At 69.8% G+C, this 23621-nt stretch carries 25 protein-coding genes; 20 read left to right on the top strand and 5 right to left on the bottom strand.

The window, feature by feature from the left end:
- Nucleotides 1-103 precede the first annotated feature (103 nt).
- The 8 genes from gltX (at nucleotide 104) to OXQ95_RS12285 (ending at nucleotide 6180) form a co-directional block, all read left to right on the top strand.
- A complete protein-coding gene (gltX, locus tag OXQ95_RS12250) occupies nucleotides 104-1435 on the top strand; it encodes a glutamate--tRNA ligase (RefSeq protein ID WP_267381812.1) in 1332 nt (443 codons plus the stop codon).
- An 88-nt stretch (nucleotides 1436-1523) separates the two neighbouring features.
- A complete protein-coding gene (locus OXQ95_RS12255) occupies nucleotides 1524-2180 on the top strand; it encodes a TonB family protein (RefSeq protein ID WP_242097358.1) in 657 nt (218 codons plus the stop codon).
- Between the two features lie 60 nt (nucleotides 2181-2240).
- On the top strand, nucleotides 2241-2591 hold the full coding sequence (locus OXQ95_RS12260; protein ID WP_242097359.1) for a hypothetical protein: 351 nt from the start codon (nucleotides 2241-2243) through the stop codon (nucleotides 2589-2591).
- 32 nt (nucleotides 2592-2623) lie between these two features.
- A complete protein-coding gene (gene ribD / locus OXQ95_RS12265) occupies nucleotides 2624-3577 on the top strand; it encodes a bifunctional diaminohydroxyphosphoribosylaminopyrimidine deaminase/5-amino-6-(5-phosphoribosylamino)uracil reductase RibD (RefSeq protein WP_267381898.1) in 954 nt (317 codons plus the stop codon).
- A gap of 9 nt (nucleotides 3578-3586) precedes the next feature.
- Nucleotides 3587-4195, top strand: a complete 609-nt coding sequence (locus OXQ95_RS12270) for a riboflavin synthase (protein ID WP_267381813.1) — start codon at nucleotides 3587-3589, stop codon at nucleotides 4193-4195.
- On the top strand, nucleotides 4131-5330 hold the full coding sequence (ribB, locus tag OXQ95_RS12275; protein WP_242097361.1) for a 3,4-dihydroxy-2-butanone-4-phosphate synthase: 1200 nt from the start codon (nucleotides 4131-4133) through the stop codon (nucleotides 5328-5330). The genes OXQ95_RS12270 and ribB overlap by 65 nt, the downstream gene beginning before the upstream one ends.
- 2 nt (nucleotides 5331-5332) lie before the next feature.
- Nucleotides 5333-5755, top strand: a complete 423-nt coding sequence (gene ribH, locus OXQ95_RS12280; protein WP_242097362.1) for a 6,7-dimethyl-8-ribityllumazine synthase — start codon at nucleotides 5333-5335, stop codon at nucleotides 5753-5755.
- Nucleotides 5752-6180 (top strand): hypothetical protein, encoded by a 429-nt coding sequence (locus OXQ95_RS12285; protein ID WP_267381814.1) that lies wholly within the window; start codon nucleotides 5752-5754, stop codon nucleotides 6178-6180. The genes ribH and OXQ95_RS12285 overlap by 4 nt, the downstream gene beginning before the upstream one ends.
- A 44-nt stretch (nucleotides 6181-6224) precedes the next feature.
- Here OXQ95_RS12285 and OXQ95_RS12290 read toward each other — a convergent pair whose 3' ends face one another.
- The gene (locus OXQ95_RS12290; protein WP_242097365.1) at nucleotides 6225-7310 is read right to left on the bottom strand and encodes an alkene reductase; all 1086 of its coding nucleotides are present in this window, start codon (nucleotides 7308-7310) and stop codon (nucleotides 6225-6227) included.
- A gap of 51 nt (nucleotides 7311-7361) precedes the next feature.
- On the opposite strand from OXQ95_RS12290, the gene OXQ95_RS12295 reads away from it, so the two are divergent.
- The 5 genes from OXQ95_RS12295 (at nucleotide 7362) to OXQ95_RS12315 (ending at nucleotide 12433) form a co-directional block, all read left to right on the top strand.
- On the top strand, nucleotides 7362-8291 hold the full coding sequence (locus tag OXQ95_RS12295; RefSeq protein ID WP_242097366.1) for a DMT family transporter: 930 nt from the start codon (nucleotides 7362-7364) through the stop codon (nucleotides 8289-8291).
- On the top strand, nucleotides 8291-8941 hold the full coding sequence (locus OXQ95_RS12300) for a COQ9 family protein (protein WP_267381815.1): 651 nt from the start codon (nucleotides 8291-8293) through the stop codon (nucleotides 8939-8941). The genes OXQ95_RS12295 and OXQ95_RS12300 overlap by 1 nt, the downstream gene beginning before the upstream one ends.
- 62 nt (nucleotides 8942-9003) lie before the next feature.
- Entirely contained in the window at nucleotides 9004-9918 is a 915-nt protein-coding gene (locus OXQ95_RS12305) for a sulfite exporter TauE/SafE family protein (protein ID WP_267381816.1), read from the top strand.
- On the top strand, nucleotides 9915-10688 hold the full coding sequence (locus tag OXQ95_RS12310) for a TIGR02186 family protein (protein ID WP_267381899.1): 774 nt from the start codon (nucleotides 9915-9917) through the stop codon (nucleotides 10686-10688). Before OXQ95_RS12305 ends, OXQ95_RS12310 begins: the two co-directional genes overlap by 4 nt.
- Before the next feature lie 143 nt (nucleotides 10689-10831).
- Nucleotides 10832-12433 carry a DUF87 domain-containing protein gene (locus OXQ95_RS12315; protein ID WP_267381900.1) on the top strand — a complete coding sequence of 534 codons (1602 nt, stop codon included), beginning with the start codon at nucleotides 10832-10834 and terminating at the stop codon, nucleotides 12431-12433.
- Nucleotides 12434-12713: 280 nt separating this feature from the next.
- Here OXQ95_RS12315 and OXQ95_RS18735 read toward each other — a convergent pair whose 3' ends face one another.
- Nucleotides 12714-14249, bottom strand: a complete 1536-nt coding sequence (locus OXQ95_RS18735) for a M23 family metallopeptidase (RefSeq protein ID WP_346731954.1) — start codon at nucleotides 14247-14249, stop codon at nucleotides 12714-12716.
- Nucleotides 14250-14379: 130 nt separating this feature from the next.
- Between OXQ95_RS18735 and OXQ95_RS12325 the strand changes: the two genes are divergently transcribed.
- The 6 genes from OXQ95_RS12325 to OXQ95_RS12350 all read left to right on the top strand — a co-directional run bounded on the left by OXQ95_RS12325 (nucleotide 14380) and on the right by OXQ95_RS12350 (nucleotide 19964).
- Nucleotides 14380-16899: a helicase-related protein gene (locus OXQ95_RS12325; RefSeq protein ID WP_267381817.1), complete on the top strand. Its 2520-nt coding sequence runs from the start codon at nucleotides 14380-14382 to the stop codon at nucleotides 16897-16899.
- Nucleotides 16892-17194 carry an RNA-binding S4 domain-containing protein gene (locus OXQ95_RS12330; protein WP_242097372.1) on the top strand — a complete coding sequence of 101 codons (303 nt, stop codon included), beginning with the start codon at nucleotides 16892-16894 and terminating at the stop codon, nucleotides 17192-17194. Before OXQ95_RS12325 ends, OXQ95_RS12330 begins: the two co-directional genes overlap by 8 nt.
- A 68-nt stretch (nucleotides 17195-17262) precedes the next feature.
- A complete protein-coding gene (gene fdxA / locus OXQ95_RS12335; protein ID WP_267381818.1) occupies nucleotides 17263-17604 on the top strand; it encodes a ferredoxin FdxA in 342 nt (113 codons plus the stop codon).
- Nucleotides 17605-17826: 222 nt separating this feature from the next.
- Complete coding sequence (locus tag OXQ95_RS12340) at nucleotides 17827-18360, top strand: CarD family transcriptional regulator (protein WP_242097376.1); 534 nt, start codon at nucleotides 17827-17829, stop codon at nucleotides 18358-18360.
- A 113-nt stretch (nucleotides 18361-18473) separates the two neighbouring features.
- Nucleotides 18474-19211: a head GIN domain-containing protein gene (locus tag OXQ95_RS12345; RefSeq protein ID WP_267381819.1), complete on the top strand. Its 738-nt coding sequence runs from the start codon at nucleotides 18474-18476 to the stop codon at nucleotides 19209-19211.
- Nucleotides 19212-19265: 54 nt separating this feature from the next.
- Nucleotides 19266-19964 (top strand): DUF2807 domain-containing protein, encoded by a 699-nt coding sequence (locus OXQ95_RS12350; protein ID WP_267381820.1) that lies wholly within the window; start codon nucleotides 19266-19268, stop codon nucleotides 19962-19964.
- 172 nt (nucleotides 19965-20136) lie between these two features.
- Here OXQ95_RS12350 and OXQ95_RS12355 read toward each other — a convergent pair whose 3' ends face one another.
- Both OXQ95_RS12355 and mgtE read right to left on the bottom strand, forming a co-directional pair.
- On the bottom strand, nucleotides 20137-20553 hold the full coding sequence (locus tag OXQ95_RS12355) for a DUF1489 domain-containing protein (protein ID WP_267381821.1): 417 nt from the start codon (nucleotides 20551-20553) through the stop codon (nucleotides 20137-20139).
- Nucleotides 20554-20584: 31 nt separating this feature from the next.
- Nucleotides 20585-21994, bottom strand: coding sequence for a magnesium transporter (gene mgtE, locus OXQ95_RS12360; RefSeq protein ID WP_242097381.1), 1410 nt, complete (start codon nucleotides 21992-21994; stop codon nucleotides 20585-20587).
- Between the two features lie 107 nt (nucleotides 21995-22101).
- Here mgtE and OXQ95_RS12365 point away from each other — a divergent pair, with 107 nt between their 5' ends.
- Nucleotides 22102-22572, top strand: a complete 471-nt coding sequence (locus OXQ95_RS12365) for a peptidylprolyl isomerase (RefSeq protein WP_242097383.1) — start codon at nucleotides 22102-22104, stop codon at nucleotides 22570-22572.
- Nucleotides 22573-22593: 21 nt separating this feature from the next.
- On the opposite strand, the gene OXQ95_RS12370 is transcribed toward OXQ95_RS12365, so the two are convergent.
- Nucleotides 22594-23484: a LysR substrate-binding domain-containing protein gene (locus tag OXQ95_RS12370; RefSeq protein WP_242097384.1), complete on the bottom strand. Its 891-nt coding sequence runs from the start codon at nucleotides 23482-23484 to the stop codon at nucleotides 22594-22596.
- Between the last annotated feature and the right edge of the window lie 137 nt (nucleotides 23485-23621).

The raw sequence follows: 23621 nt of genomic DNA on the forward strand, positions 1-23621 counted from the left end.
CGCAGTGCCTGGCGATTTTCGTCACCCATGACGGGATCGGGGATGGAGGCGGGAGGGAAAGGGAGCGTTGCGGCGGGCGGGACGACCACCTAGGCGATGGCGCATGATCGTCACCCGCTTCGCGCCGTCGCCCACCGGGCTGCTCCATGTCGGCAACATCCGCGCCGCGCTGCACAACTGGTTGTGGGCAAAGAAGAATGGCGGGCGGTTTCTGCTGCGGCTCGACGATACCGATGCCGAGCGCAGCGAGGAGCGGTTCGCCGACGCGATCCATGCCGATCTCGCCTGGCTGGGTCTCGTGCCCGATGCGGTGGTGCGCCAGTCGGAACGCTTCGCGCTCTACGAAATGCGCTTTGCCGCATTGGTGGCGAGCGGCCGGATCTATCCCGCCTATGAGACCGCGCAGGAACTGGATCTGAAGCGCAAGATCGCGCGCGGCCGCGGCCTGCCGCCGGTCTATGACCGCGCCGCGCTGGGGCTGGACGACGACGACCGCGCGGTGCTCGAGGCGCAGGGCATCCGCCCGCACTGGCGCTTCCGGCTGGATCACGACGCGCCGATCGCGTGGGACGACCGGATCCGCGGGCCCCAGCATTTCGACGCCGCCACGATGAGCGATCCGGTGATCCGCCGCGCCGACGGATCGTGGCTCTACATGCTGCCCTCCGCGATCGACGATGTCGACATGGGCATCACGCATGTGGTGCGCGGCGAGGATCATGTGTCCAACACCGCGCTCCAGCTCCAGATGTTCGATGCGATGGGTGCGACGCCGCCCGCCTTCGCGCACGAGGCGCTGCTGACGGGGGCGGAGGGCAAGCTGTCGAAGCGGCTGGGATCGGTGGGCGTCGCGCAGTTCCGCGACGAGGGGATCGAGCCGCAGGCGGTGCGCGCGCTGCTCGCGCGGATCGGCACCAGCGATCCGGTCGAGCCGCTGGCCGATATGGATCCGCTGATCGCCGGCTTCGATTTCGCGCATTTCGGCCGCGCGCCCGCGCGCTTCGACGAGGACGAACTGGCGCAACTGAGCGCGCGGATCGTCCACGCGCTGCGCTATGCCGAAGTGGCCGACCGGCTGCCGGCGGGGATGGGCGAGGCCGAGTGGCTGGCGGTGCGGCCCAATCTCGCCACGGTCGGCGAGGCGGCGGACTGGTGGCGGGTGATCGAGGGGCCGATCGACGCGCCCGCGCCCGCGCCCGACGCCGACGACCGCGCCTATCTGGCGCAGGCGCAGGCGCTCGCGGCGACGATCGAATGGGGCGCCGATCCCTGGCATGCGCTGACGTCTGCGCTGAAGATGGAGACGGGGCGCAAGGGCAAGGCCTTGTTCCTGCCGCTGCGCCGGGCGCTGACGGGGCGCGACCATGGCCCCGACATGGCGGCGCTGCTGCCGCTGATCGGTCGCGCGCGGACGCTGGTGCGGCTCGCCGCCTGATCCCCATTTTGCGCTTTGCAGCGGCGTACAAAGGCGTAGCATCCGCCTTGCGGCCATTCGACCGCAAGGAGAGACAGGAGACGGCCCGATGTACGCGGATCGACGCAATCCCGAAGGATTCAAACCCGGCAGCCTGGCGATAGCGCTGGCGGTGAACGGTGTGGCACTGGGCGCGCTCTGGCTGGCCGCACCGCATGTGCTGAAGGTGCCGGTCGACCCGCCGCTGAAGACCTATAGCGTCCCGACCGATCCGCCACCGCCCGAGTTGCGGACGCCGCCGGAGCCGCACCCGTCGACCGCTTCCGCACATCCGGTCGAGGCGCCGATCCCGATCGTGACGCTGCCGCTCCAATCCGCGCCGGTGGCGACCACGCCCGATCCCGCGCCGATCCCGAGCGCAGGGGCCGGGATCGGCGGCGTCTCGGTGGACCCTGCGCCCACCGCCAGCCCCGCCCCGGTGCTGGTCGAGGCGATGGTCGATCCGCGGTACGCCGCCGATCTCCAGCCCGCCTATCCGGCGGACGAGCGCCGGGCGGGGCGCGAAGGGCGTGTCGTCGTGCGCGTGCTCGTCGGCGTGGACGGGCGCGTGAAGCAGGTGGAGCGCGTCAGCGCGACATCCGACGCGTTCTTCCGCGCCACGCAGGAGCGCGCGACCAGCCGCTGGCGGTTCCGACCGGCCACGCGCGACGGCATTCCGGTCGAAACGTGGCGGACGATGGCGCTCCGCTTCGTGCTGCAGGAATAGCATCCGTCCGATCGGCACGCGGGGCTGGCAGCCGCCGCCCCGTGCCCCTATCTTTCGCCCATGCCGTTCTTCAGCCGCCTGTCGCCGATCCGCGCCTATAAGGACCTTCGGGGGTTTCTCCTTCAGCGCGAGCCGTACGAACTGGGCTTTCTCGCGCTGGCGGTGGTCGTGACGGGCGTGTTCGTCTACGCGTTCCTGCGCGACGGCAACGACGTGAAGCCGGTCTATCGGCCGCAGATCCAATATGTGCAGCAATGGACGCTGGACCGCACCGACGCGCAGATCCGCGCGCAGCAGGTGATCGACCAGGCGGCGAAGGACAAGCGCCTCAAGGCCGAGGCCGAAAAGCGCGCGGCGCTCCAGGCGCAGTTCAAGCGGCTGGACGATCGGCTGAAGGCGTACGGAATCTGACCACGGTCCGCGGCGAGGACGGGGTGGCCTGGATGGGCGCGGCGCTGGCGCTCGCGTCGCGCACGCAGGGCCGCACCGCGCCCAACCCCAATGTCGGCTGCATGATCGTCAATCAGGGCCGCGTCGTCGGCCGCGGCTGGACGCAGCCGGGCGGCCGCCCGCATGCCGAGGCGATGGCCCTGGCGCAGGCGGGCGCCGCCGCGCGCGGAGCCACCGCCTATGTGACGCTGGAGCCGTGCGCGCACGTGTCGCCGCGCGGGCCCGCCTGTTCGGATCTGCTGGCGGCCGCCGGCGTCGCGCGCGTCGTCGCCGCGCTGGAGGATCCCGATCCGCGCACCGCGGGTGCCGGCTTCGCGCGGCTGCGCTCGGCGGGCATCGCCGTCGAGACGGGCGTGCGCGAGGCCGAGGCGCGGGCGTCGATGGCGGGATTCCTGACGCGGCGGGTATTGGGGCGGCCGTTCGTGACGCTGAAGCTCGCCACGTCGCTCGATGGCTGCATCGCGCTGGCGGACGGGCGCAGCCGGTGGATTACCGGCCCCGGGGCGCGCGCGCACGCGCATCTGGAGCGCAGCCGGCACGAAGCGATCCTCGTGGGGCGGGGGACGTACCAGGCCGACGCGCCGGTGCTCGACGTGCGGTTGCCGGGGCTGGAGGAACGGGCCCCGCAAAGGGTGATGCTGTCGAGGACGTGCGCCGAGGGCGGGTTGGACGGCTGGACGGTCATCCCAACGCCCGCCGCCGTCGCGACGCTGGCGGGCGATCACCTGCTGGTCGAGGGCGGCGCGCAGGTGGCGGCCGCGTTCCTCGCTGCGGATCTGGTCGATCGGTTGCTGCTCTACCGCGCGCCGATCCTGATCGGCACGGGGCGGCAGGCGCTGGGCGACATCGGTCTGGCCGATCTGGCCGCGGCGCATGGCCGCTGGCGGCTGGAGGACCGGCGGCGCTTCGGTCCCGATGCCCTCGAAATCCATCGACGGACGCGCTAGGAGCAGCCCATGTTCACCGGGATCATCACCGATATCGGCCGCATCGCGCGCGTCACCCGCACCGGCGACACGCGAGTCGTGATCGAAACCGCCTATGACACCGCCGGCATCGATCTGGGCGCGTCGATCGCGTGCTCGGGCGTGTGCCTCACCGTGGTCGACAAGGCACCGGGCGCGTTCGCGGTCGACGTGTCGGGCGAATCGATCGCGCGCACCGCGCCGGCGATGTGGGTGGAGGGCGCCGCGCTCAACCTCGAACGCGCGATGCGGCTGGGGGATGAATTGGGCGGCCATATCGTCACCGGCCATGTCGACGGGATCGCGACCGTCGCGTCCGTCACGCCCGACGGCGATTCGAAGCGGATCGCCTTTGCGCTGCCGCTCGATCTCGCGCCGTTCGTCGCGGCCAAGGGTTCGGTCACGATCGACGGCGTGTCGCTCACCGTGAACACGGTGGAGGATGCCGAGGATGGCGCCACCTTCGCCGTGAACGTGATCCCGCATACCCAGGGCGCGACGACACTGGGGCGGCTGCGCCAGGGCGACGCCGTCAATGTCGAGATCGACGTCCTCGCCCGCTATCTCCGACGGATGGAGCATTACCGTGCCAAAGCCTGAACTCGCGCGCCTGCGCCACGGCTTCCTCTCCACGCCGGAGGAGATCGTGGACGAAGCCCGGAACGGCCGGATGTTCATCCTGGTGGACGACGAGGATCGCGAGAACGAGGGCGATCTCGTCATTCCCGCCCAGATGGCCACGCCCGAGAAGATCAACTTCATGGCGCGCCACGGCCGCGGCCTGATCTGTCTTGCTCTGACGAAGCGGCGCGTGGAGGAACTCGGCCTGGGGCTGATGAGCCGCAACAACGGCACCCGGCACGAAACCGCGTTCACCACCTCGATCGAGGCGCGCGACGGCGTCACGACGGGCATCTCCGCGGCGGACCGCGCGCGGACGGTCGCGGTGGCGATCGATTCGGGCAAGGGCCGCGACGAGATCGTGACGCCCGGCCATGTCTTCCCGCTGGTGGCGCGCGACGGCGGCGTGCTGGTACGCGCCGGCCATACCGAGGCGGCGGTGGACGTGGCGCGGCTCGCGGGTCTCAATCCCTCGGGCGTGATCTGCGAGATCATGAACGACGACGGCACGATGAGCCGGATGGACGATCTGGTCGCCTTCGCGCAGCTCCACAATCTCCGGATCGGCACGATCCGCGACCTGATCGCCTATCGCCGCCGCCACGACCATCTCGTCGAGAAACGCGCCGAGATGAGCTTCGACTCGCGCTGGGGCGGCCAGTGGCAGGCGATGACCTTCCACAACAAGGCCACCGGCGACGAGACGATCGCGCTGGTGAAGGGGCGGATCGATCCGGCCAGGCCCACGCTCGTGCGGATGCACACCGCCTCCTTCTTCGTCGACATGTTCGGCGAGGCGTCCGAGCGTTCGGGGCTGCTGTCGCGTTCGATGGAGGCGATCGCGGCGGAGGGCACCGGGGTGATCGTCGTCATCAACCGGCCGATGAAGGATTCGGTCTCGCGCTTCATCCGGCTGCGCGGCGAGGGCAAGGGCGCGGGTGCGCCCGAGGTCGAAGAGCTGCGCGATTACGGCGTGGGCGCGCAGATCCTGGCCGAATTGGGCGTCGAGGAAATGGTGCTGCTCACCAACACGCACCACACGCTGGTGGCGTTGGAAGGCTATGGCCTCTCGATCGTCGGCGAGCGGCCCATTCCCGGCACCGGAGGCGAATAGACATGGCCGATATCCTGATCGTCGAAGCGCGATTCTACGACCATCTGAACGACATGCTGCTGGCCGGCGCGCGTACCGCGATCGAGGCGGCGGGACACACGCACAGCACGATCACCGTGCCCGGCGCGCTGGAGGTGCCAGGTGCGATCGCGCTCGCCGCCGAGACCGAATTGTACGACGCCTATGTCGCGCTGGGCGTCGTGATCCGGGGCGAGACCTATCATTTCGAGATCGTCGCGGGTGAAAGCGCGCGCGGGCTGATGGCGCTGTCGATGGACGGCCTTGCGATCGGCAACGGCATCCTGACGACCGAGGACGAGGCGCAGGCGATCGTTCGCGCCGATCGCGCGCAGCTCGACAAGGGCGGCGCGGCGGCCAAGGCGGCACTCGCGATGCTGGCGCTCAAGGATCGCTTCACCCGGTGAACCCGGCGCCGCCTTCGCGCTACCGCGTGGTCGAGCGCGGACGGCGGCTGGAGGTGATCGACACGCGTGCCGGTGTTCCGGCAGTGCAACGGCCCGCAAATGCCGAGCCCGCCGCGCCGCGGCCAGCGACGGGCCTTTCGCGCCATTGGCCGCACCGCACGCGGTTCGACGGCACCGCCGAGGTGATGACCCACCGTCTTTACGACGCGAAGGCGCCGCGCACGATCGCGCTCGATCCCGTGCTCGCCGGGCGGTTCGAATGGATGAAATGGGCCACGCTCGTCGCCGTGATCGTCTTCGCCGCGGGCGTCGCGGCATTCCCGTGGTTGTTCGCGGCGCCGGTGATGATCCATCTGCTCGGCGCGGGCACCCAGGGGCGCAAATGGGCGACGCGGCGGTTAGACGCGATCGTCGCGCGAGGGTGAGGCGGATCCTCCCCCGCCACCGGCGAGGGAGGATGGCAGCGACGTTACGCCGTCGCCGTCTCGAGCGCCGGATAATCAATATAGCCCTCGGGACCCTGGCTGTACCACGTCTTCATGTCGTCCGGCGCAAGCGGTGCGTCGTTGCGCAGGCGCTCGGGCAGGTCGGGGTTGGAGATGAACGGGCGGCCGAACGCGATCGCATCGGCGCGGCCGTCTTCGATCGCGGCGTTCGCGTCGTCCTTGTGATAGTCCGAGTTGAGCACCAGCACGCCGTCATAGGCCTGACGGATCTCGGGCGAGAGCTTGGGAACGTCGGTGCGGCCGAAGGTGCCGTCGGGGCCGGGCTCGCGCAGCTCGAGAAAGGCGATGCCGATCTCGGACAGCGCCTTGGCGGCGGGCACGAACACCGACTTCGGATCGCTGTCGTCGACGCCTTGCGAATCGCCGTTGGGCGACAGGCGCACGCCGGTGCGATCCGCACCGATCGTCGCGGCGACCCGCTCGGTTACCTCACGAAGCAGGCGAATGCGGTTCTCCGGGCTGCCGCCATAGCGATCGTCGCGGAAATTGGCGTTGTCGCGCAGGAACTGGTCGATCAGATAGCCATTCGCGCCGTGGATCTGTACGCCGTCGAAGCCCGCGGCGATCGCGTTCCGCGTGGCATTTTCGTAATCCTCCAGCAGCCGCGGGATCTCGTCGATGTCGAGCGGGCGCGCCGTCTCGAAATCCTGCTTGCCGTCATAGGTATGCGCCTGCCCCTTGGTCGCGGTGGCGGACGACGACACCGGCTGGCCGCCGATCACCGACGAATGGACCTGACGGCCCATATGCCACAATTGCGCGACGATCCGGCCGCCGGCGGCATGGACCGCGCCCACGACGGGCTTCCACGCCTCGGTCTGTTCGTCGGTCCACAGGCCCGGCGCGAACGGCCAGCCCAGTCCTTCGCGGCTGATGCCGGTGGCTTCGGTGATGATGATGCCCGCGCCGGCGCGCTGCGCATAATAGTCCGCCATCATCGCGGTGGGGACGGCTTGCCGATCGGCACGGCCGCGCGTGAGCGGCGCCATGAAGATTCGGTTGGGCGCATCGATCGCGCCGACGCGGATGGCATCGAAAAGGTTGGGCATGGGGGCTCCTTATGGACCTGACGCGCGTCAGATAGGGCGTTACAGCGCGCCATGCATCGCCGGGCCCCGCAAAGATTTTCTACCCCCGTGGCAAAGCCGCCCGCGCGGGCCTTCGCGGCGGTGATCGCGGCCAATGCCGCGCTGGCGTTCGGGCCGTGGTTCGTGCGGATGGCCGATACCGGGCCGGTGGCGGCGGCGTTCTGGCGGATATTGCTCGCCGCGCCGCTCCTGTGCGTCGCCGCGTTCGCCAGCGGGGCGAGGCCGGGGCGGCTGACGGGCAGCCTGTGGGCGCTGCTGGCGATATCGGGCGTGGCGTTCGCGGCGGATCTCGGCTTCTGGCATCTCGGCATCGTGCGCACCACGCTCGCCAACGCGACGCTGTTCGGCAATTCGGCCACGCTGATCTTTCCGGTCTATGGCTTCCTCGTGGCGCGTGCCTGGCCTGGCCGTGCGCAGGGTGCGGCCTTGCTGCTCGCGCTGTCGGGCGGCGCCTTGTTGCTGGGGCGATCCTACCAGCTCGATCCGCGGCATCTGGGCGGGGACCTGCTCTGCCTGCTCGCCGGGATCCTCTATGCGCTGTATTTCATCCTGATGCTGCGGGTGCGCGCGACGATGGCGTCGCTTCCGGCGCTCGCGCTTGCGACGCTGGCCAGCATCCTGCCGCTGCTGGCCTTTGCCATGCTGCTCGGCGAGCGGATCGTGCCGCATGCCTGGGGGTCGCTGATCGGGCTCGCGCTCGTCAGCCAGGTGGTGGGGCAGGGGCTGATGATCTATGCGCTCGGCCAATTGAGCCCGCTCGTCATCGGCATCGCGTTGCTGACCCAGCCGATCGTGGCGGGGGCGATCGGCTGGGTGGTTTATGACGAGCGGCTGGGCGCACCCGATCTCGTCGGCGTGGCGTTGGTGGCGGCGGCGCTGGTGCTCGTGCGCCGCACGCCGCGGCTTGCGCCCGCGGTGCCGCCGATGGCAGAGGACGCGTGATGACCGACTGGACCCTGGACGAGATCCGCGAGCGGCTGGCCCCCGAGATCGCCGCGAATGCCGCGTTCGACGGCTGGGGTGACGCCGCCCGCGACATGGCGGCCGAAGCCCAGGGGATCGATCCCGACGTGGCGCGGCTCGCTTTCCCGCAAGGCGCGGCGGACATGATCGACGCCTGGTTCGAAACCATCGATGCGGCGATGGCGGCGCAGGTTCCGGTGGACCGGCTGGATGCGATGAAGGTCCGCGACCGGATCGCCACGCAGATCGGGGCGCGGCTGGACACGATGCTGCCCAACCGCGAGGCGCTGCGCCGCGCGCTGGCGATCCTCGCGATGCCGCAGAACGTCGCGCACGCCGCGCGGCTCGGCTGGCGGACGGTCGACCGGATCTGGCGCCGTGCCGGCGACACCGCGACCGATTACAACCATTATACCAAGCGCACGATCCTGCTGGGCGTCTATGGCGCCACCGTCACCGTGTTCCTCGATGACGACAGCGAGAACGCCGCCGACACCCGCGCCTTTCTCGATCGCCGGATCGCCGGGATCATGCGCTTCGAAAAGGCCAAGGCGGGCATCCTCAAGCGCGCCGCGCACCGGCCGAGCCTTTCGCGGTTCGTCGGGCGGCTGCGCTACCCGGTGGCCTGAACGGCGAGCGGCCGCGGTGCCGCCGCTGGCGGGCGCGGGCGAAGACGGCTAACGGTTCGGGCGTGGACGTCTATCTTCCCATCGCCAATCTGTCGGTCAACGCGCTGCTCGTGGTGCTGCTCGGCGGTGGGGTGGGGCTGTTGTCGGGCATGTTCGGGATCGGCGGCGGGTTTCTCACCACGCCGCTGCTCATCGTCTATGGCATTCCCCCTACGGTCGCGGCCGCGTCGTCGGCCAGCCAGGTGACGGGCGCCAGCATCTCGGGCGTGTTCGCGCATGTCCGCCGCGGCGGGGTCGACATGAAGATGGGCGGCGTACTCGTGGCCGGCGGCATCGTCGGCGCGTTCTGCGGCGCGTGGCTGTTCCGCCTGCTCCAGGAAAGCGGCCAGATCGATACGGTGATCGCGCTCGTCTATGTCGTGATGCTCGGCTGGATCGGGCAATTGATGACGCGCGAATCGCTGCGCACGATCCTCGCCGCGCGGGGCCATGTGCGGCCGCGCGCCGCCAAGCGGCGGCACCATCCGATGGTGGCGGCGCTTCCGCTGCGCACGCGTTTCTACAAATCAGGGCTCTACATATCACCGCTGGCGCCGCTGCTGCTGGGGTTCGGCACGGGCATCCTGACGATCCTGCTGGGCGTCGGCGGCGGGTTCATCCTGGTGCCGGCGATGATCTATCTGCTCGGCATGGCGACGCAGGTGGTGGTCGGTACCTCGCTCTTCCAGACGCTGTTCGTCACCGCCTTCGCCACGATGATGCACGCGCTGACGACCAAGGCGGTGGACATCGTGCTGGCGGGATTGCTGCTCGTCGGATCCGTGGTGGGCGCGCAGCTCGGTGCGCGGTTCGCGACGAAGGTGAAGCCCGAATATCTGCGGCTCGTGCTCGGTTTGGTCGTGCTGGCGCTGGCGGTGCGGATCGTGCTCGGCCTCGTGCGCACCCCGGCGGAATTGTACACGGTCGGCGCGTGGTGAAGCGCCGGGCGCTCGCGCTCGTGCTGGTCCCGCTGCTGACGGGCGCGGCGGCGCCCCTGTCTAAGCCCGTCCTCGTGCCCGACGTGTCGCAGCGCGACATCGAGATCGCGTACAGCTTCACCGGTGCCGAGCTGCTGTTGTTCGGCGCGATCCTCTATCCCGGCGGCCGCCTGCCCGATGGCGATCGGCCGACCGATGTGGTGGTGGTGGTGAAGGGGCCGACCCAGGCGATCCTGGTGCGCGAGAAGGAGCGCGTGGCGGGCATCTGGGTGAATGCGTCGCGGCTGCGCTATCGGTCTGCGCCGTCCTTCTATGCGATCGCGTCGTCGCGGCCGATCGGTACGCTGATCGACGATCGGACGCGCGCGATCTACGAATTGGGGCTCGACAGCCTCCAGCTCTCCCCGGTCTCCAACGCCCCGCCCGCGGTGCAGGACCGGTTCGCGCGTGGGCTGGTGGGGCTGAAACGGCGCGCGGGCCTGTATGTCGAGGCGCCCCATGCCGTCCAAATCAGCGAAGGCGTGCTGTACCGCGCGCGCGTCACGATCCCGGCACGCGTGCCGATCGGGCGCTTCACCGCGGAGACGTTCCTGATCCGCGACGGCCATGTGCTGGCGGCGGCGGTGCGAACGATCGATATCCGCAAATCGGGGTTCGAGCGATTCGTGGCGCGCGCGGCGGACCGCTCGGCGTTCCTTTATGGCCTGGCTGCGGTTGCGCTGTCGGTGGTGCTGGGCTGGGGCGCCGGCTGGATCGCCGGCCGTCGATAACGCCCGCCGCTGGAGTGACTTACGCAATATTTACGCCTGTGTCGCATAGCCGAATCGATATGCGTTTACAGGATGACGCCATGACGCTGATGCCCGGCCGCGACTCTTTCGAAGGGGCGACCGTTCTCGCCACGCCAATCGCCATGGCGGCGACGCTGCCGATCGGCCATGTGCTGTCGGTCGCCGGCTCCAGCAGCCGGGTACTGCTCGATCCCGTCGCGGTCGAGTCGCTGTCGGGTGACCCCGATCCGGTGATTGCTGCCGCGGGTACGCTCGGCAGCCAGATCAAGATGCGCGTCGGCGGAAGCTGGCTCGCCGCCAACGTGCGCGCGTTGACGCTCGACGCCGCGAGCGGCGGCGTGCTGGCCGATATCGATTTCCTCGGCGAAGGCGACGAGGAGCGGCTGACGGGCAAGCTCTACAATTTTCGCCGCGGCGTGACGCGCTATCCGATCCCCGGCTGCCCGGTCCATGCGGTCGCGACCGCCGACCTGAAGCAGATCTATGCCGCGGACGACCGCGCGCATATCGTCGTCGGATCGGTCTATCCGACGCGCGACGTGCGCGCCGCGCTGTATGTCGATGCGATGCTCGGCAAGCATTTCGCGCTCGTCGGATCGACCGGCACGGGCAAATCGACCGCCGCCGCGCTGATCCTCCACCGGATCTGCGAGCTGGCGCCCGAGGGCCATATCGTGATGATCGATCCGCACGGCGAATATGCTGCGGCGTTCACGGGCAATGGCGCGATCTACGACGTCAACAATCTCCAGATGCCCTATTGGCTGATGAACTTCGAGGAGCATTGCGAGGTCTTCCTCACCACCACGGGCAGCGAGCGGCAGATCGATGGCGACATCCTCGCCAAATGCCTGCTCGCCGCGCGCGCCAAGGGGCGGATCGGGCAGGAGATCGGCAAGCTGACGGTGGATGCGCCGGTGCCGTATCTGCTGAGCGATCTCACCAGCCTCATCAGCCTGGAAATGGGCAAGATGGACCGCGCCGGCGACACCGCGCCCTATCTGCGGCTGAAGACCAAGATCGACGAGATCAAGGCCGATCCGCGCTACGGCTTCATGTTCTCAGGCATGCTCGTCGCCGATGCGATGGCGAGCTTCCTCCAGCGCATCTTCCGCCTGCCGGGCGACGGCAAGCCGATCTCGATCGTCGACGTGTCGGGCGTGCCGTCGGACATCACCGCGGTGGTGGTGGCGGTGCTCGCGCGGATGACGTTCGACTTCGCGCTCTGGTCGCGCAACGAGCCGAAGCGGCCGGTGCTGCTCGTCTGCGAGGAGGCGCACCGCTACGTGCCGAGCGCGACCGCGGGGCAGACGTCGTCGGTCGGCCGCATCCTCGGCCGGATCGCCAAGGAGGGGCGCAAATATGGCGTCAGCCTGGGGCTCATCACGCAGCGACCCTCCGATCTGGAGGAGGGCGTGCTGTCGCAGTGCGGCACGATCGTCGCGATGCGCCTCAACAACGAGCGCGACCAGGCGTTCGTCCGCGCGGCGATGCCCGAGGGCGCGCGCGGGTTCCTCGATTCGATCCCGGCGCTCAGGAACCGCGAGTGCATCATCTGCGGCGAGGGTGTCGCGGTGCCGATCCGGGTGCGGTTCGACGACCTGCCCGAGACGAAGCGGCCGGCATCGGACGATCCGGTGTTCTCGCAATTGTGGCGCGACGTGGGCGGCGAGGACGGCATCATCAGCCGCACCATCGGGCGCTGGCGGGCGCAGGGCAAATAAGCCGGGACGCCGCCGGCCCGAAGTTGCCGAAGTGGGCACGCAGCGGACCGTTCGGGCATGCCGCATGTCCGCACGTCGATCGGCGCCGGTTCGAGTCTGGCACGGATCGCGCGTGTAGGGCAGCCGGTGCCGCCCAAAGTCTAATGACGTTCTCTTGATCCGTTCGCCCTGAGCTTCTCGAAGAGCCTGTTCAGAACGCGACGGTGCGAGCGCGGGGAGCGTGCTTCGACACGCTCAGCACGAACGGATTCGTGATTCGATCACGCTAACGTCTCAAGCCTCAGCCGCCGACCTTCACCGCGAGCAGGTCCGCTACCCGCGCCTTGAACGCGCGCAGCCGTTCGCCCGACAGGCGCGAGATCTGCGAGAAGGCGATCGTCGCGGGGTTGATCGCGACCCCGCCGCGCCAGACCTCCCAGTGGAGATGCGGGCCGGTCGACATGCCGGTCGACCCGACATAGCCGATCACCTGCCCGCGCACGACGCGCGATCCCGGTGCCACCGCGATCCGGCTGAGATGGCCATAGCCGGTGGCGAGACCGCCGCCATGGGCCAGCTTGATGAAATTGCCGTAACCCGCGGTGCGCCCGGCGAACTGCACCTGCCCGTCGACCACGGCATAGATCGGCGTGCCCCAGGGCGCGCCGATGTCGATCCCCTTGTGCATCCGCGTAAAGCCGAGGATCGGATGGAAGCGCATCCCGAAGCCCGAGGTGACATGGCCGGCGACGGGCATGCCCATCTGCCCCTCCGTCTCGCTCTGGCCGTTCGCGTCGTACCAGGGGGTGTTCGCGTCGTCGCCGAAGCGGACGAGCCGCACCGCATGCGCGCCCTGGTCGATCCCGGCGAAGAGCAGCCGGCCGATCCGCGTCTCGCCGGTGGCGGCGCGCTCGCGCTCCACGATCAGGTCGAACCGGTCCGACGCGCCGATGTCGCGACCGACCGACATCTTGGTCGCCAGCGCCTTGATGAAGGATTCGACGACCTTGGCCGGCGCTCCCGCCGCGCGCGCGGCGCGGTACAGGCTGGCGCCGACCAGCCCCTGGAGGCGCAGCGGCGTGGCGTCCACCGCGATCGGCTGGCGCTGCATCGCGAGCGTGCCGCCCGTGCGCGCCAGGCCGAGCGCCAGATCGAAGCGCGCGCGCAGTTCGAGTCGGTCGAGCGGGCGCGGCACCGTGCGGCTGGATCGGCGCCCAAGCGTGAGCGCGATCCGCGTGCCCGAGGGGATGTCGGCCAGCGGCACCGCCTGCGTGATCAGCGCGGCGGCGGCCTGCGCATCGGCGCGCCCGACGCCGGCGCGGACCAGCGCGTGATCGAACGTGTCGCCTTCGCCCAGGGTCGCGGCGAGATCGACGCTCGGTCGTTCGGGCGCTTCGGCGAGCGGGCGGACGAGGTCGTTGGCGGCCATGTGCCGCCCGGTGTCGCCGCCCCAGGCGAGCGGGGCGATGCCCTGCGCGCGGCCCTCTTCCCAAGCGGCGCCGGAGAGCGGCGCGGGAACGAGGCCGGGCAGCGGCCGGTCGAAGCCGGGGGAGAGCGCCCAGGTGGCGGCGCACAGCGCGGTGCAGGTGGCGAGGCCGCGCCACCAGGTCCGCGTGCCGACCTGCATGCCCAGATCCGGCACCCAGTCGATCTGCGCGGCCCAGCCATGGAAGCGCGCGGACGTGGTGGGCGCGGTCGGCACCGCCAGCGCACGGCCGAAGCCGCGCGCGTTCGTGCCGCCCGCCAGCTCCACCCCGGTCTCGTCACGCAGGAACACGCCGCACCACCCCAGATCGTGCCGATTGCCCGGCGCAGGAACGGTCGTTGTGGCGCGCACATGCTAAAGTCAAATTAACCGCCGAGCCCGGTGCGACCGGACGTGACATCGCCGCGCCTAACGGTTTCGGGCGCGAAACCAACGGGATCGCCCATTGCGCCCAGGCGCCCGATCCCCGATGTTAGACGCCATGAACGCCAGGTCCTCCGGCGCCGTCACGGCCGTGCTCGGGCCCACCAACACGGGGAAGACGCATCTCGCGGTCGAGCGGATGTGCGCGCATTCGAGCGGGATGATCGGCTTTCCGCTCCGGCTGCTGGCGCGCGAGATCTACGACCGGGTGGTCGCGATCAAGGGGCCCGAGCGCGTCGCGCTGGTGACGGGCGAGGAGCGCGTCGTGCCCAAGGACGCGCGCTGGTTCCTGTGCACCGCCGAATCGATGCCCGATCGCGACGTGGCGTTCGTCGGGCTGGACGAGGCGCAACTGGGCGCCGATCCCGAACGCGGCCATGTCTTCACCGACCGCCTGCTGCGCAAGCGCGGGCGTGAGGAGACGATGATCCTCGGCTCCGAAGCGCTGCGCCCGATGGTCAAGGCGCTGGTGCCCGATGTCGAGATCGTCAACCGCCCGCGTTTCTCGACGCTCACCTATGCCGGCGCGCGCAAGATCAGCCGGCTGCCCAAGCGCTCCGCCATCGTCGCCTTCTCGGCGGAGGAGGTGTACGCGGTGGCCGAGATGCTGCGGCGGCTGCGCGGCGGCGCGGCGGTGGTGATGGGCGCGCTGTCGCCGCGCACGCGCAACGCGCAGGTCGCGATGTTCCAGGCGGGCGAGGTGGATTATCTGGTCGCCACGGACGCGATCGGCATGGGGCTTAACATGGACGTAGCGCATGTCGCGTTCGCCAGCCTCGACAAGTTCGACGGCCGCCGCCAGCGCCGCCTCACCGTCGCCGAGATGGCGCAGATCGCGGGCCGCGCGGGGCGACACCAGCGCGACGGCACGTTCGGCGCGCTGGTGGACGAGGGGCCGGGCGCGTTCCTGCCCGAAGAGGTGCTCGCGATCGAGGAGCATCGCTTCCCGCGGCTGGAGACGCTCTACTGGCGCGACGGCGAGCCCGACATGCGCTCGATCGACGCGCTGGTCGCCAGCCTGGAGGCCAAGCCGCCCGCGGGCGTGCTGCGCGCCGCACCGCAGGCAATCGATCTGGGCGTGCTGAAGCGGCTGGCCGAGGAACATTGGGTGCGCGACCGGGCGCGCGGGCCGAACATGGTCGCGCGGCTGTGGGCGGCGGCGAGCGTGCCCGATTTCCGCAAGGTGGGTCTCGATCCGCATGCGCGCTTCGTCTCGCGGCTGTTCGGCCATTTGAGCGAGGGCAACGGCTATCTGCCGCACCAATGGTTCGCCGACGAGATCGCCCGGCTCGATACGGTGGCGGGCGATGTCGAGGTGCTGGCGGGTCGCATCGCCTCGGTGCGGACGTGGGCGTATATCGCGCAGCGCGGCGACTGGCTGGCCGATCCCGCACTTTGGGCCGAACGCACCCGCGCGCTGGAGGAGCGATTGTCGGACGCGCTCCACGCCGGTCTGACGCAGCGTTTCGTCGACAAGCGCACCACCGCGCTGATGCGCCAGATCGGCGCCGATTCGGGCGTGTTGCCGGTGACGATCGGGCCCGAGGGCGAGGTGATGGTCGAGGATCATGCGATCGGCCGCCTCGACGGGTTTCGCTTCACGGTGGCGAGCGATGCGCGCGCGGGCGACAAGCGGCTGTTGCTGGCGGCGGCGGAAAAGCGGCTGGTGGGCGAGCGCGCCCGGCGTGCGCAGGCGCTGGTCGCCGCCGAGGACGCGGCGTTCGGGCTCGAAGCGTTGTTGGACACGAACGGAGAGAATGGGCGAGGCCGGCCCGTGGTGTTGTGGAACGGCCACCGCGTCGCGACGCTCGCGCCCGGCGCTTCGCTGGCGCGGCCGAAGCTTGTTCTCGAACGCGATCTCGACTGCCTCGACAAGGGCGTGCGTGCAAAGATCGCCGAGCGGATCGAGCGCTGGCTCGCTGCGATGTTCGCGCGCTACGCGCCCCTGCTCGGCCGGCTGGCGGAGGCGGCGCGCGATCCCGCCGCGTCGCCGGCGCTGCGGATCGTCGCGGGCGAGCTGGAGGCGGCGGGCGGGATCGCCGCGCGCGTGCCGCTACGCGGTTCGATCGACGCGCTGTCGCCCGACGAGCGCAAGCGGCTGCGGCAGATGGGCGTGACGATCGGGGCGCTCGACCTGTTCGATCCCAGACTCCTCAAACCCGCCGCCGCGGCGTGGCGCGTCGCGCTGCTCGGCGTGCGCGGCGAATCGGTCGCGGGCGCCCCCACCGGCGCGACGGTGATCCCGCGCGGCGGCGCCGGTGCGACGCTGGCCGCCGGCTTTCGCCCCCTGGGCAACCAGGCGGTGCGGATCGATCTGGTCGAGCGGATCGCGCGCGCCGCGCATGACGCGCGTGCCGGGCGCGCGCCGTTCGCGCCCGATCCCGCGCTGTCGGTGTCGATCGGCCTCGAACCCGCCAGCCTCGACCGGCTGATGGCCGAGCTGGGGTTTCGCAGCGTCAAGGGCGATCAGGCGCGCTGGGTGTGGCGCGGGCGACCGCCGGTGCGCGCCGTCGCGCCGCCGCCGCCCGCGGCGAGCAACGCCTTTGCCGCGCTCGCGGTGCTGGCGCGCCATGGCTGAGGGCGCGGGGATGCGGCTCGACCGGTTCCTCTGGTTCGCGCGGCTGGCGAAGACGCGGACGGTCGCGCAGGCGCTGGCGGAGGACGGCCATCTGCGGCTCGACGGCCGCGCGATCGACCGGGCGCATTGCCCGGTGCGCGTCGGCAACGTGCTGACCTTCGCCGCGCAGGGCCGGGTGCGCGCGATCCGCGTCGTCGCGCTGCCGCTGCGCCGGGGGCCGGCGGCGGAGGCGCAGGGCTGTTACGAGGATCTCGCGGGCCGTGCGAACGTCTCGCAGGAGCACGGCCAAGATTGACGCAATCGGGAACCGCGCATAGCAGACGGCCGTTCGTCCGGCCCGTTGTCGGACAGGGAGCGAGACCAATGACCTACGTCGTCACCGATGCCTGCATCCGCTGCAAGTACATGGACTGTGTCGAGGTGTGTCCGGTCGATTGCTTCTACGAGGGCGAGAACATGCTCGTCATCAATCCCAGCGAGTGCATCGACTGCGGCGTGTGCGAGCCCGAATGCCCGGCCGAGGCGATCCTGCCCGATACCGAATCCGGGCTGGAACAGTGGCTGGAGCTGAACACCACCTTCTCCGCGCAATGGCCCAACGTCACGCGCAACGCGAACCAGACGCCGGCCGACGCGGATGCGTACAAGGGCGTCGAGGGCAAGTTCGACAAGTTCTTCTCGCCGGAGCCGGGCGCGGGCGACTGAGTCGCGTTGCGGGCGCGCTGCGGGCGCGCTCGGGCGCGCGACCGATTCGAATTGCTGGTAATTTTGTTGCGAGCGTGCTATGGCATTCGCGACGGGCGCGCTGGCATGCGCCGCCCGCTCCGGAGTGTGTTCGAACCTATCGTCCCCGTCGGTCTCCTGTCCGCGGCGTTCGCGCCGCGGTCTTTGCGTCGATCGGGCACGTGATCCACGGAAAGGCCCTACATGGCTGTCAAGGCTCTGTCCTTCGATGTCGGTGACTATGTCGTCTACCCCAAGCACGGCGTCGGCCGGGTGATCGAGCTGCAACGCTCGGAAATCGCGGGCATGACCCTCGAACTCTATGTGCTGCGGTTCGAAAAGGAGCGGATGACGCTCCGCGTGCCGACCAACAAGGCCGAAAGCGTCGGCATGCGCAAGCTGTCGTCCGAAAAGACGATGCGCGAGGCGATGGACACGCTGAAGGGCAAGCCCAAGGTGAAGCGCACCATGTGGTCCAGGCGCGCGCAGGAATATGAGGCGAAGATCAACTCGGGCGACCTGGTGTCGATCGCCGAAGTGGTCCGCGATCTGTTCCGCGCCGACGACCAGCCCGAGCAGAGCTATTCCGAGCGCCAGATCTTCGAGGCCGCCACCAGCCGCCTCGCGCGCGAGCTGGCCGCGATGGAAGAGGTCGACGAGCCCAAGGCGCAGGAGAAGATCCTCGAGATCCTCCGCGCCGCTGCGGCGATCTACAACAAGGACAAGCTGCCCGCCTGACCGGGCGGCAGCGCGGTCGCGCAAAAGGGGGCGGTCCTGCGGGGCCGCCTTTTTTCGTTTGCAGGCGCGCGCGGTGGGTGTATTGCTGTGGCAACACACTAAGGAGATCCACCATGCGTCGCCTGACCCTCGCCCTGCTCGTTCCCGCCGCAGCCCTCGCCCCGCTCGCCGCCTGTTCCGCGCACTGGAACGACGACGGCAAGCCCGGCATCGCGCCGAGCGGAAGCGGGGGCGAGCGGCATTATGCGGCGGCCGGGTTCGACACGGTCGCGCTCGGGGCGCCGGCGGACGTGGCGGTGCATGTCGGCGGCGGCTGGTCGGTGGTGGCGACGGGCACGCCCGCCGCGCTCGACAAGCTCAAGGTCATGCGCGACGGCCGGGGGCTGCACATCGAGGCGCGGCGCAACATCCTGTGGACGACGGGCGACCATGTCCGCGTGGTCGTGACGATGCCGCGGATCAGCGGGGCCGATATCGGCGGATCGGGCTCGATCACGGTCGATCGCGCCGAAGGGCCGGTCTTTACTGGTAATATCGGCGGCTCGGGCGCGCTCGACGTCCGCGCGCTGCGCGTCCAGAAGGCGCGGTTCGCGATCGGCGGATCGGGCGACGTGAAGGCGGCGGGCAGCGCGAACCAGCTCGACGTCTCGATCGGCGGATCGGGCAATGTCGATGCCAGGCCGCTCGTCGCCGAGACGGCGAACGTGTCGGTCGCGGGATCGGGCGGCCTGCGCGCGACGGTTCGGCGCAGCGCCAGCGTCTCGATAGTCGGATCGGGCGACGTGTCGATCGGCGGCGGCGCGAAATGCAGCGTGTCGAAGATGGGCTCGGGCGACGTGCGCTGCGGGTGACTCCATAACGGGTGACGGCTTGGCAGCGCGCGCGATCGGTGCGAGGCAGGCGGCATGATCCGCGCGCTTCTCGCCCTCGCCCTGCTCGCGTCCTCGTCGCTGGCCCTCGCGGCGCAGCGCAGCGTCGGCATCGGCAGCTTCGATCGGTTGCGGATCACCGGGCCGATCCAGGTGAGCGTGGCGACCGGCCGGTCGCCGGCCGCCACCATCGTGGCCGATCCGCGCACGATCGACGATGTCGAGCTTCACGCCGATGGGGCCACGCTCGTCGTGCGGATGCGCCCGGGCGTGGCGGGCGCACCGCCGCGTGGCGGTTCCGCATCGCCCATCCAGGTGACGCTGGCCACGCCGTCGCTGTCCATGGTGGCGGTGATCGGCGGCGCGAAGGTGACGGTGGGGGCGATGAAGGGCGACCGGATCGACGCCTCGATCGCGGGTTCGGGCGGCCTGACGATCGCCAGCGCCGACGCCGCGCAGGTCGACGCCACGCTGATCGGCGCAGGCGCGATGGCGATCGGCGGCGGCCATGCGGCGCGGGTGCGGCTGATCGTGAACGGGCCCGGCGGGATCGATGCGGGCGCGCTCGATGCGGGGGACCTGGTCGTACGGGTGGAGGGGCTCGGCGACACCAAGGCACGCGCCCGCTACACCGCCGACGTGACGAGCGCGGGGCAGGGCAGCGTGACCGTTACCGGCAATCCCAAATGCACGATCCGCGGCGTGCCGGGCGGCACGGTCACTTGCGGGCGCTGACCCGTTGCGGGACTTGGAGCGGATCACGTAAGCTTGATCCAGTCTCTCGGTCCGTTCGTGCCGAGCCTGTCGAAGCACACTATCCGCAGGCGTGCCTTCGCGTTCCGAACAGACCCTTCGACAAGGTCAGGGCGAACGGATCCAGTAGCGTCATCAAACGCTGCCCGGCGCCTCAGATAAGGGCCAGCTCCGCAAGCTTGCCCACCAGCGCCGCGGGCATCAGCGCCAGCCCGTCGGCATCGCCGCCCAGATCGGCGGGCGCGTCCGCGCCCTCGAGATACCGCCAGCCCTGGTGCGCGCGCTTGGGCCGCGCTTGGACGAGGATCACCGCGGGATCGATATGGATCGCGACGCGGCCGCCCTCCGCCTCGCCAAACGCCAGGATCGGCGAGCGCGCGACGAGCTGGTGCTTGACGATCCAGAACAGCGAGCCGCCCCCGCCCGTGGCGCCGGCGACCTCCTCGTGCCGCTTGGGCAGATAGCGCGTGGTGAGGAACACGGGGCCGTCCAGCGCCCGGCCGGCGAGCCGCTCGACGAGCTGATCGATCTGGGTGATCCCGAACGCGACTTTGGTGAGGTGAAGCGGCACGCGCTGCAGATGTGGCGTCGGGCCGCCGCGATCAAGCGTGAAGGTGGAACAGCGTCGCAAGGCCGAGGAACACGCCGAAGCCCAGGCAATCGGTCATCATCGTCACGAACACCGCCGACGACACCGCCGGATCGAGCCGCCAGCGATCGAGCGCGACCGGGATCAGCACGCCCGACAGCCCCGCGACGAGGTTGTTGATGAGGATCGACGCGCCGAAGACCAGCGCCAGCGGCGCGTTGTGATAGATGACGAACGCACCGCCGCCGATCATCAGCCCGAGCATGAGCCCGTTGGCCAGCGCGATGCGGAATTCGCGGAAGATCATCCACCAGGTGTTCGAATCGGTGAGCTGGTTGGTCGCGATCGCGCGCACGACGACGGCGAGCGTCTGCGTGCCCGCATTGCCGCCCATGCCCGACACGATCGTCATCAGCGCCGAGAGCAGCGCGAAGCCGGCGATTACCGAATCGAACAGGTCGATGACCGCGGCGGCCACCATGGCAGTGAAGAAGTTGATGACCAGCCACAGCACGCGCGTGCGCACCGTCAGCGCGATCGGCTCGTTGATGTCGCCGTCGCCCGCGCCCGACAGGCGCAGCACGTCCTCGCCCGCCTCCTGCTGGATGATGTGGACGATGTCGTCGACGGTTATCATGCCGACGAGGCGGCCGGCCTGATCCACCACCGCGGCCGAGATCAGCGCGTATTTCTGGAAGCGCAGCGCGACCTCTTCCTGATCCATGTCGACCGGGATCAGCGTCTGTTCGCGCTTCATGACGTCGCCGATCGCGATCCCGCGCGGGGTGCGCAGGATCCAAGAGAGCGCGACCGTGCCGACCGGCTTGTGCGCGGGATCGACGACGAAGATCTCCCAGAAATCGGTCGTCAGTTCTTCATGGCCGCGCAGATAGTCGATCGCGTCGCCGACGGTCCAATGTTCGGGCACCGCGATCAGCTCGCGCTGCATCAGGCGGCCGGCGGTCTCCTCGGGATAGGAGAGCGCCTCCTCAATGGCGGCGCGGTCGTCGGGCTCCATCGCACGGAGCACTTCGCGCTGCTCGGCGGGCTCCATGTCCTCGATGATCGCCACCGCATCGTCGGTGTCGAGCTCGGCGGCGAGGTCGGCCACCTCGTGCGGTTCGAGCGCGTCGATCAGGTCCTCGCGGACATAATCGTTCATCTCGGCGAACACGTCGCCGTCGAGCAGATCGGCGACCGCGTGGGCAAGGTCGGCGCGATCCTCGCGCGGGGTCAGCTCGAACAGATCGGCGATGTCGGCGGGGTGGAGCGGCTCGACCAGCGCGCGCGCGCCCTCGGTGTCGCCCGCCTCGACCGCGTCGTTCACCGCGCGGACGAATTCGGGTCTCAGCCGATCGTCGCGATCGAGCTGGGTCTCGCTTTCCACCTGGCCAGGGGCTGGGGCAAGCTCGGTGTCGGTCATGGCGCGCCTCCCGTCCGGATGCCGCTGCCTAGCCGCGAAGTCGCGCGTTTGCCAGCGGCGCTCGCGCTCCCTATCTGATCGCCAACACTTTTTTAGGAGACCCTTTCATGGCCGATACCCCCGAGACGCTGACGATGACTCTGGACGCCAATGCCGGCGGCGGCGGCGACGTGACGATCAAGCTGCGCCCCGATCTGGCGCCCGAGCATGTCAAGCGTATCGCCGAACTGGCGAACGAGGGCTTTTACGACGGCGTCGTGTTTCACCGCGTGATCCCGGGCTTCATGGCGCAGGGCGGCGATCCCACCGGCACCGGCATGCACGGCAGCGACAAGCCGAACCTGAAGGCCGAATTCTCGGCCGAGCCGCATGTGCGCGGCGTGTGCTCGATGGCGCGTACCAACGATCCGAACTCGGCCAATTCGCAGTTCTTCATCGTGTTCGACGATGCCCGCTTCCTCGACAAGCAATATACCGTGTGGGGCGAAGTGACCGACGGCATGGCGCTGATCGACGCGCTGCCCAAGGGCGAGCCGCCGCGCGAGCCGGGCAAGATCGTCAAGATGCGCGCGGCCTGATCCGCGGGCGGGCGAGCGGGTTCAGGCCTTCTCGTCCGCCAGCGTTTCGATCAGCCAGTCGCGGAACAGGCGCACGGGTTTCTGCAGCAGCGCGCGCGGGCGGCAGACGAACCAATAGCTGTACGGGCTTTCGACCGAGATATCGAACAATTGCACCAGCCGCGGATCGGCGGCGTCGGCGAAATGGCTCTGGTGCATGAACGCGACGCCCAGCCCCTGCGCGGCGGCCTCCAGCATCAGCGGCCCCGAATCGAACAGGTCGATCGCCAGCGGCTCGATTCCTTCCAGCCCGGCCTGGGTGCGCCAGGCGGTGAAATTCTCCGACATCTCGCGGTGTACCAGCGCAGTCAGCCCGGAAATTTGTTCGGGGCGAGTGATCGGATCGGGGCCGTCGAGCAGCGTCTTCGCGCCGATCAGATATACCGAATTGCGATCGAGCCGCTTGGCATAGAGCGCGGGATCGATCTCGCGCGCCAGCGCGATCACCGCATCCAGCCCCTCGCCCAGCCGGGCGATGCCGTGCGCGGCGGTGTCGATGTCGAGATGCAGCTCGGGATGCGCGAGGCGCAGCGAGCCCAGACGCGGGAACAGCCGCTGCGAGGCGAAGAGCGGCAGCACGCCCAGCCGCAGTCGCAGCACGTCGCCGCCGCTCGTCATCGCCTCCACCGCGTCGGAGAGCTGATCGAGCACGGGCGCGATCTGCCCGAGCAGCCGCTCGCCATCCGCATTGGGCGACATCGCCTGGTGGCGCCGATCGAACAGCGGCTTGCCGATGAAGCGTTCGAGGCTCTGCACCCGCCGGCTGAGCGCGGGGGCGGACAGCGCAAGTTCCTGCGCGGCGGCCTTGATCGAGCCGAGCCGCGCGACCTGCACGAACGCCTCGATCGCGCCGAGTGGCGGCAGCCTGCGCATCCTTCCCCCTCTCCCTATGCCGGTAGCGCTAACGTACGATTGCAACAATTGCAATCATAGCATTGCCCTTCGCACTTGCAACATGATCGTCCGCGCGGCATTCGGAACAGGCCTTTCAGGCATCCTCTCCTAAAAAC

Origin of the sequence: Sphingomonas sp. GC_Shp_6 (assembly GCF_026540835.1) — a bacterium.
Taxonomy (GTDB): Bacteria; Pseudomonadota; Alphaproteobacteria; order Sphingomonadales; family Sphingomonadaceae; genus Sphingomonas.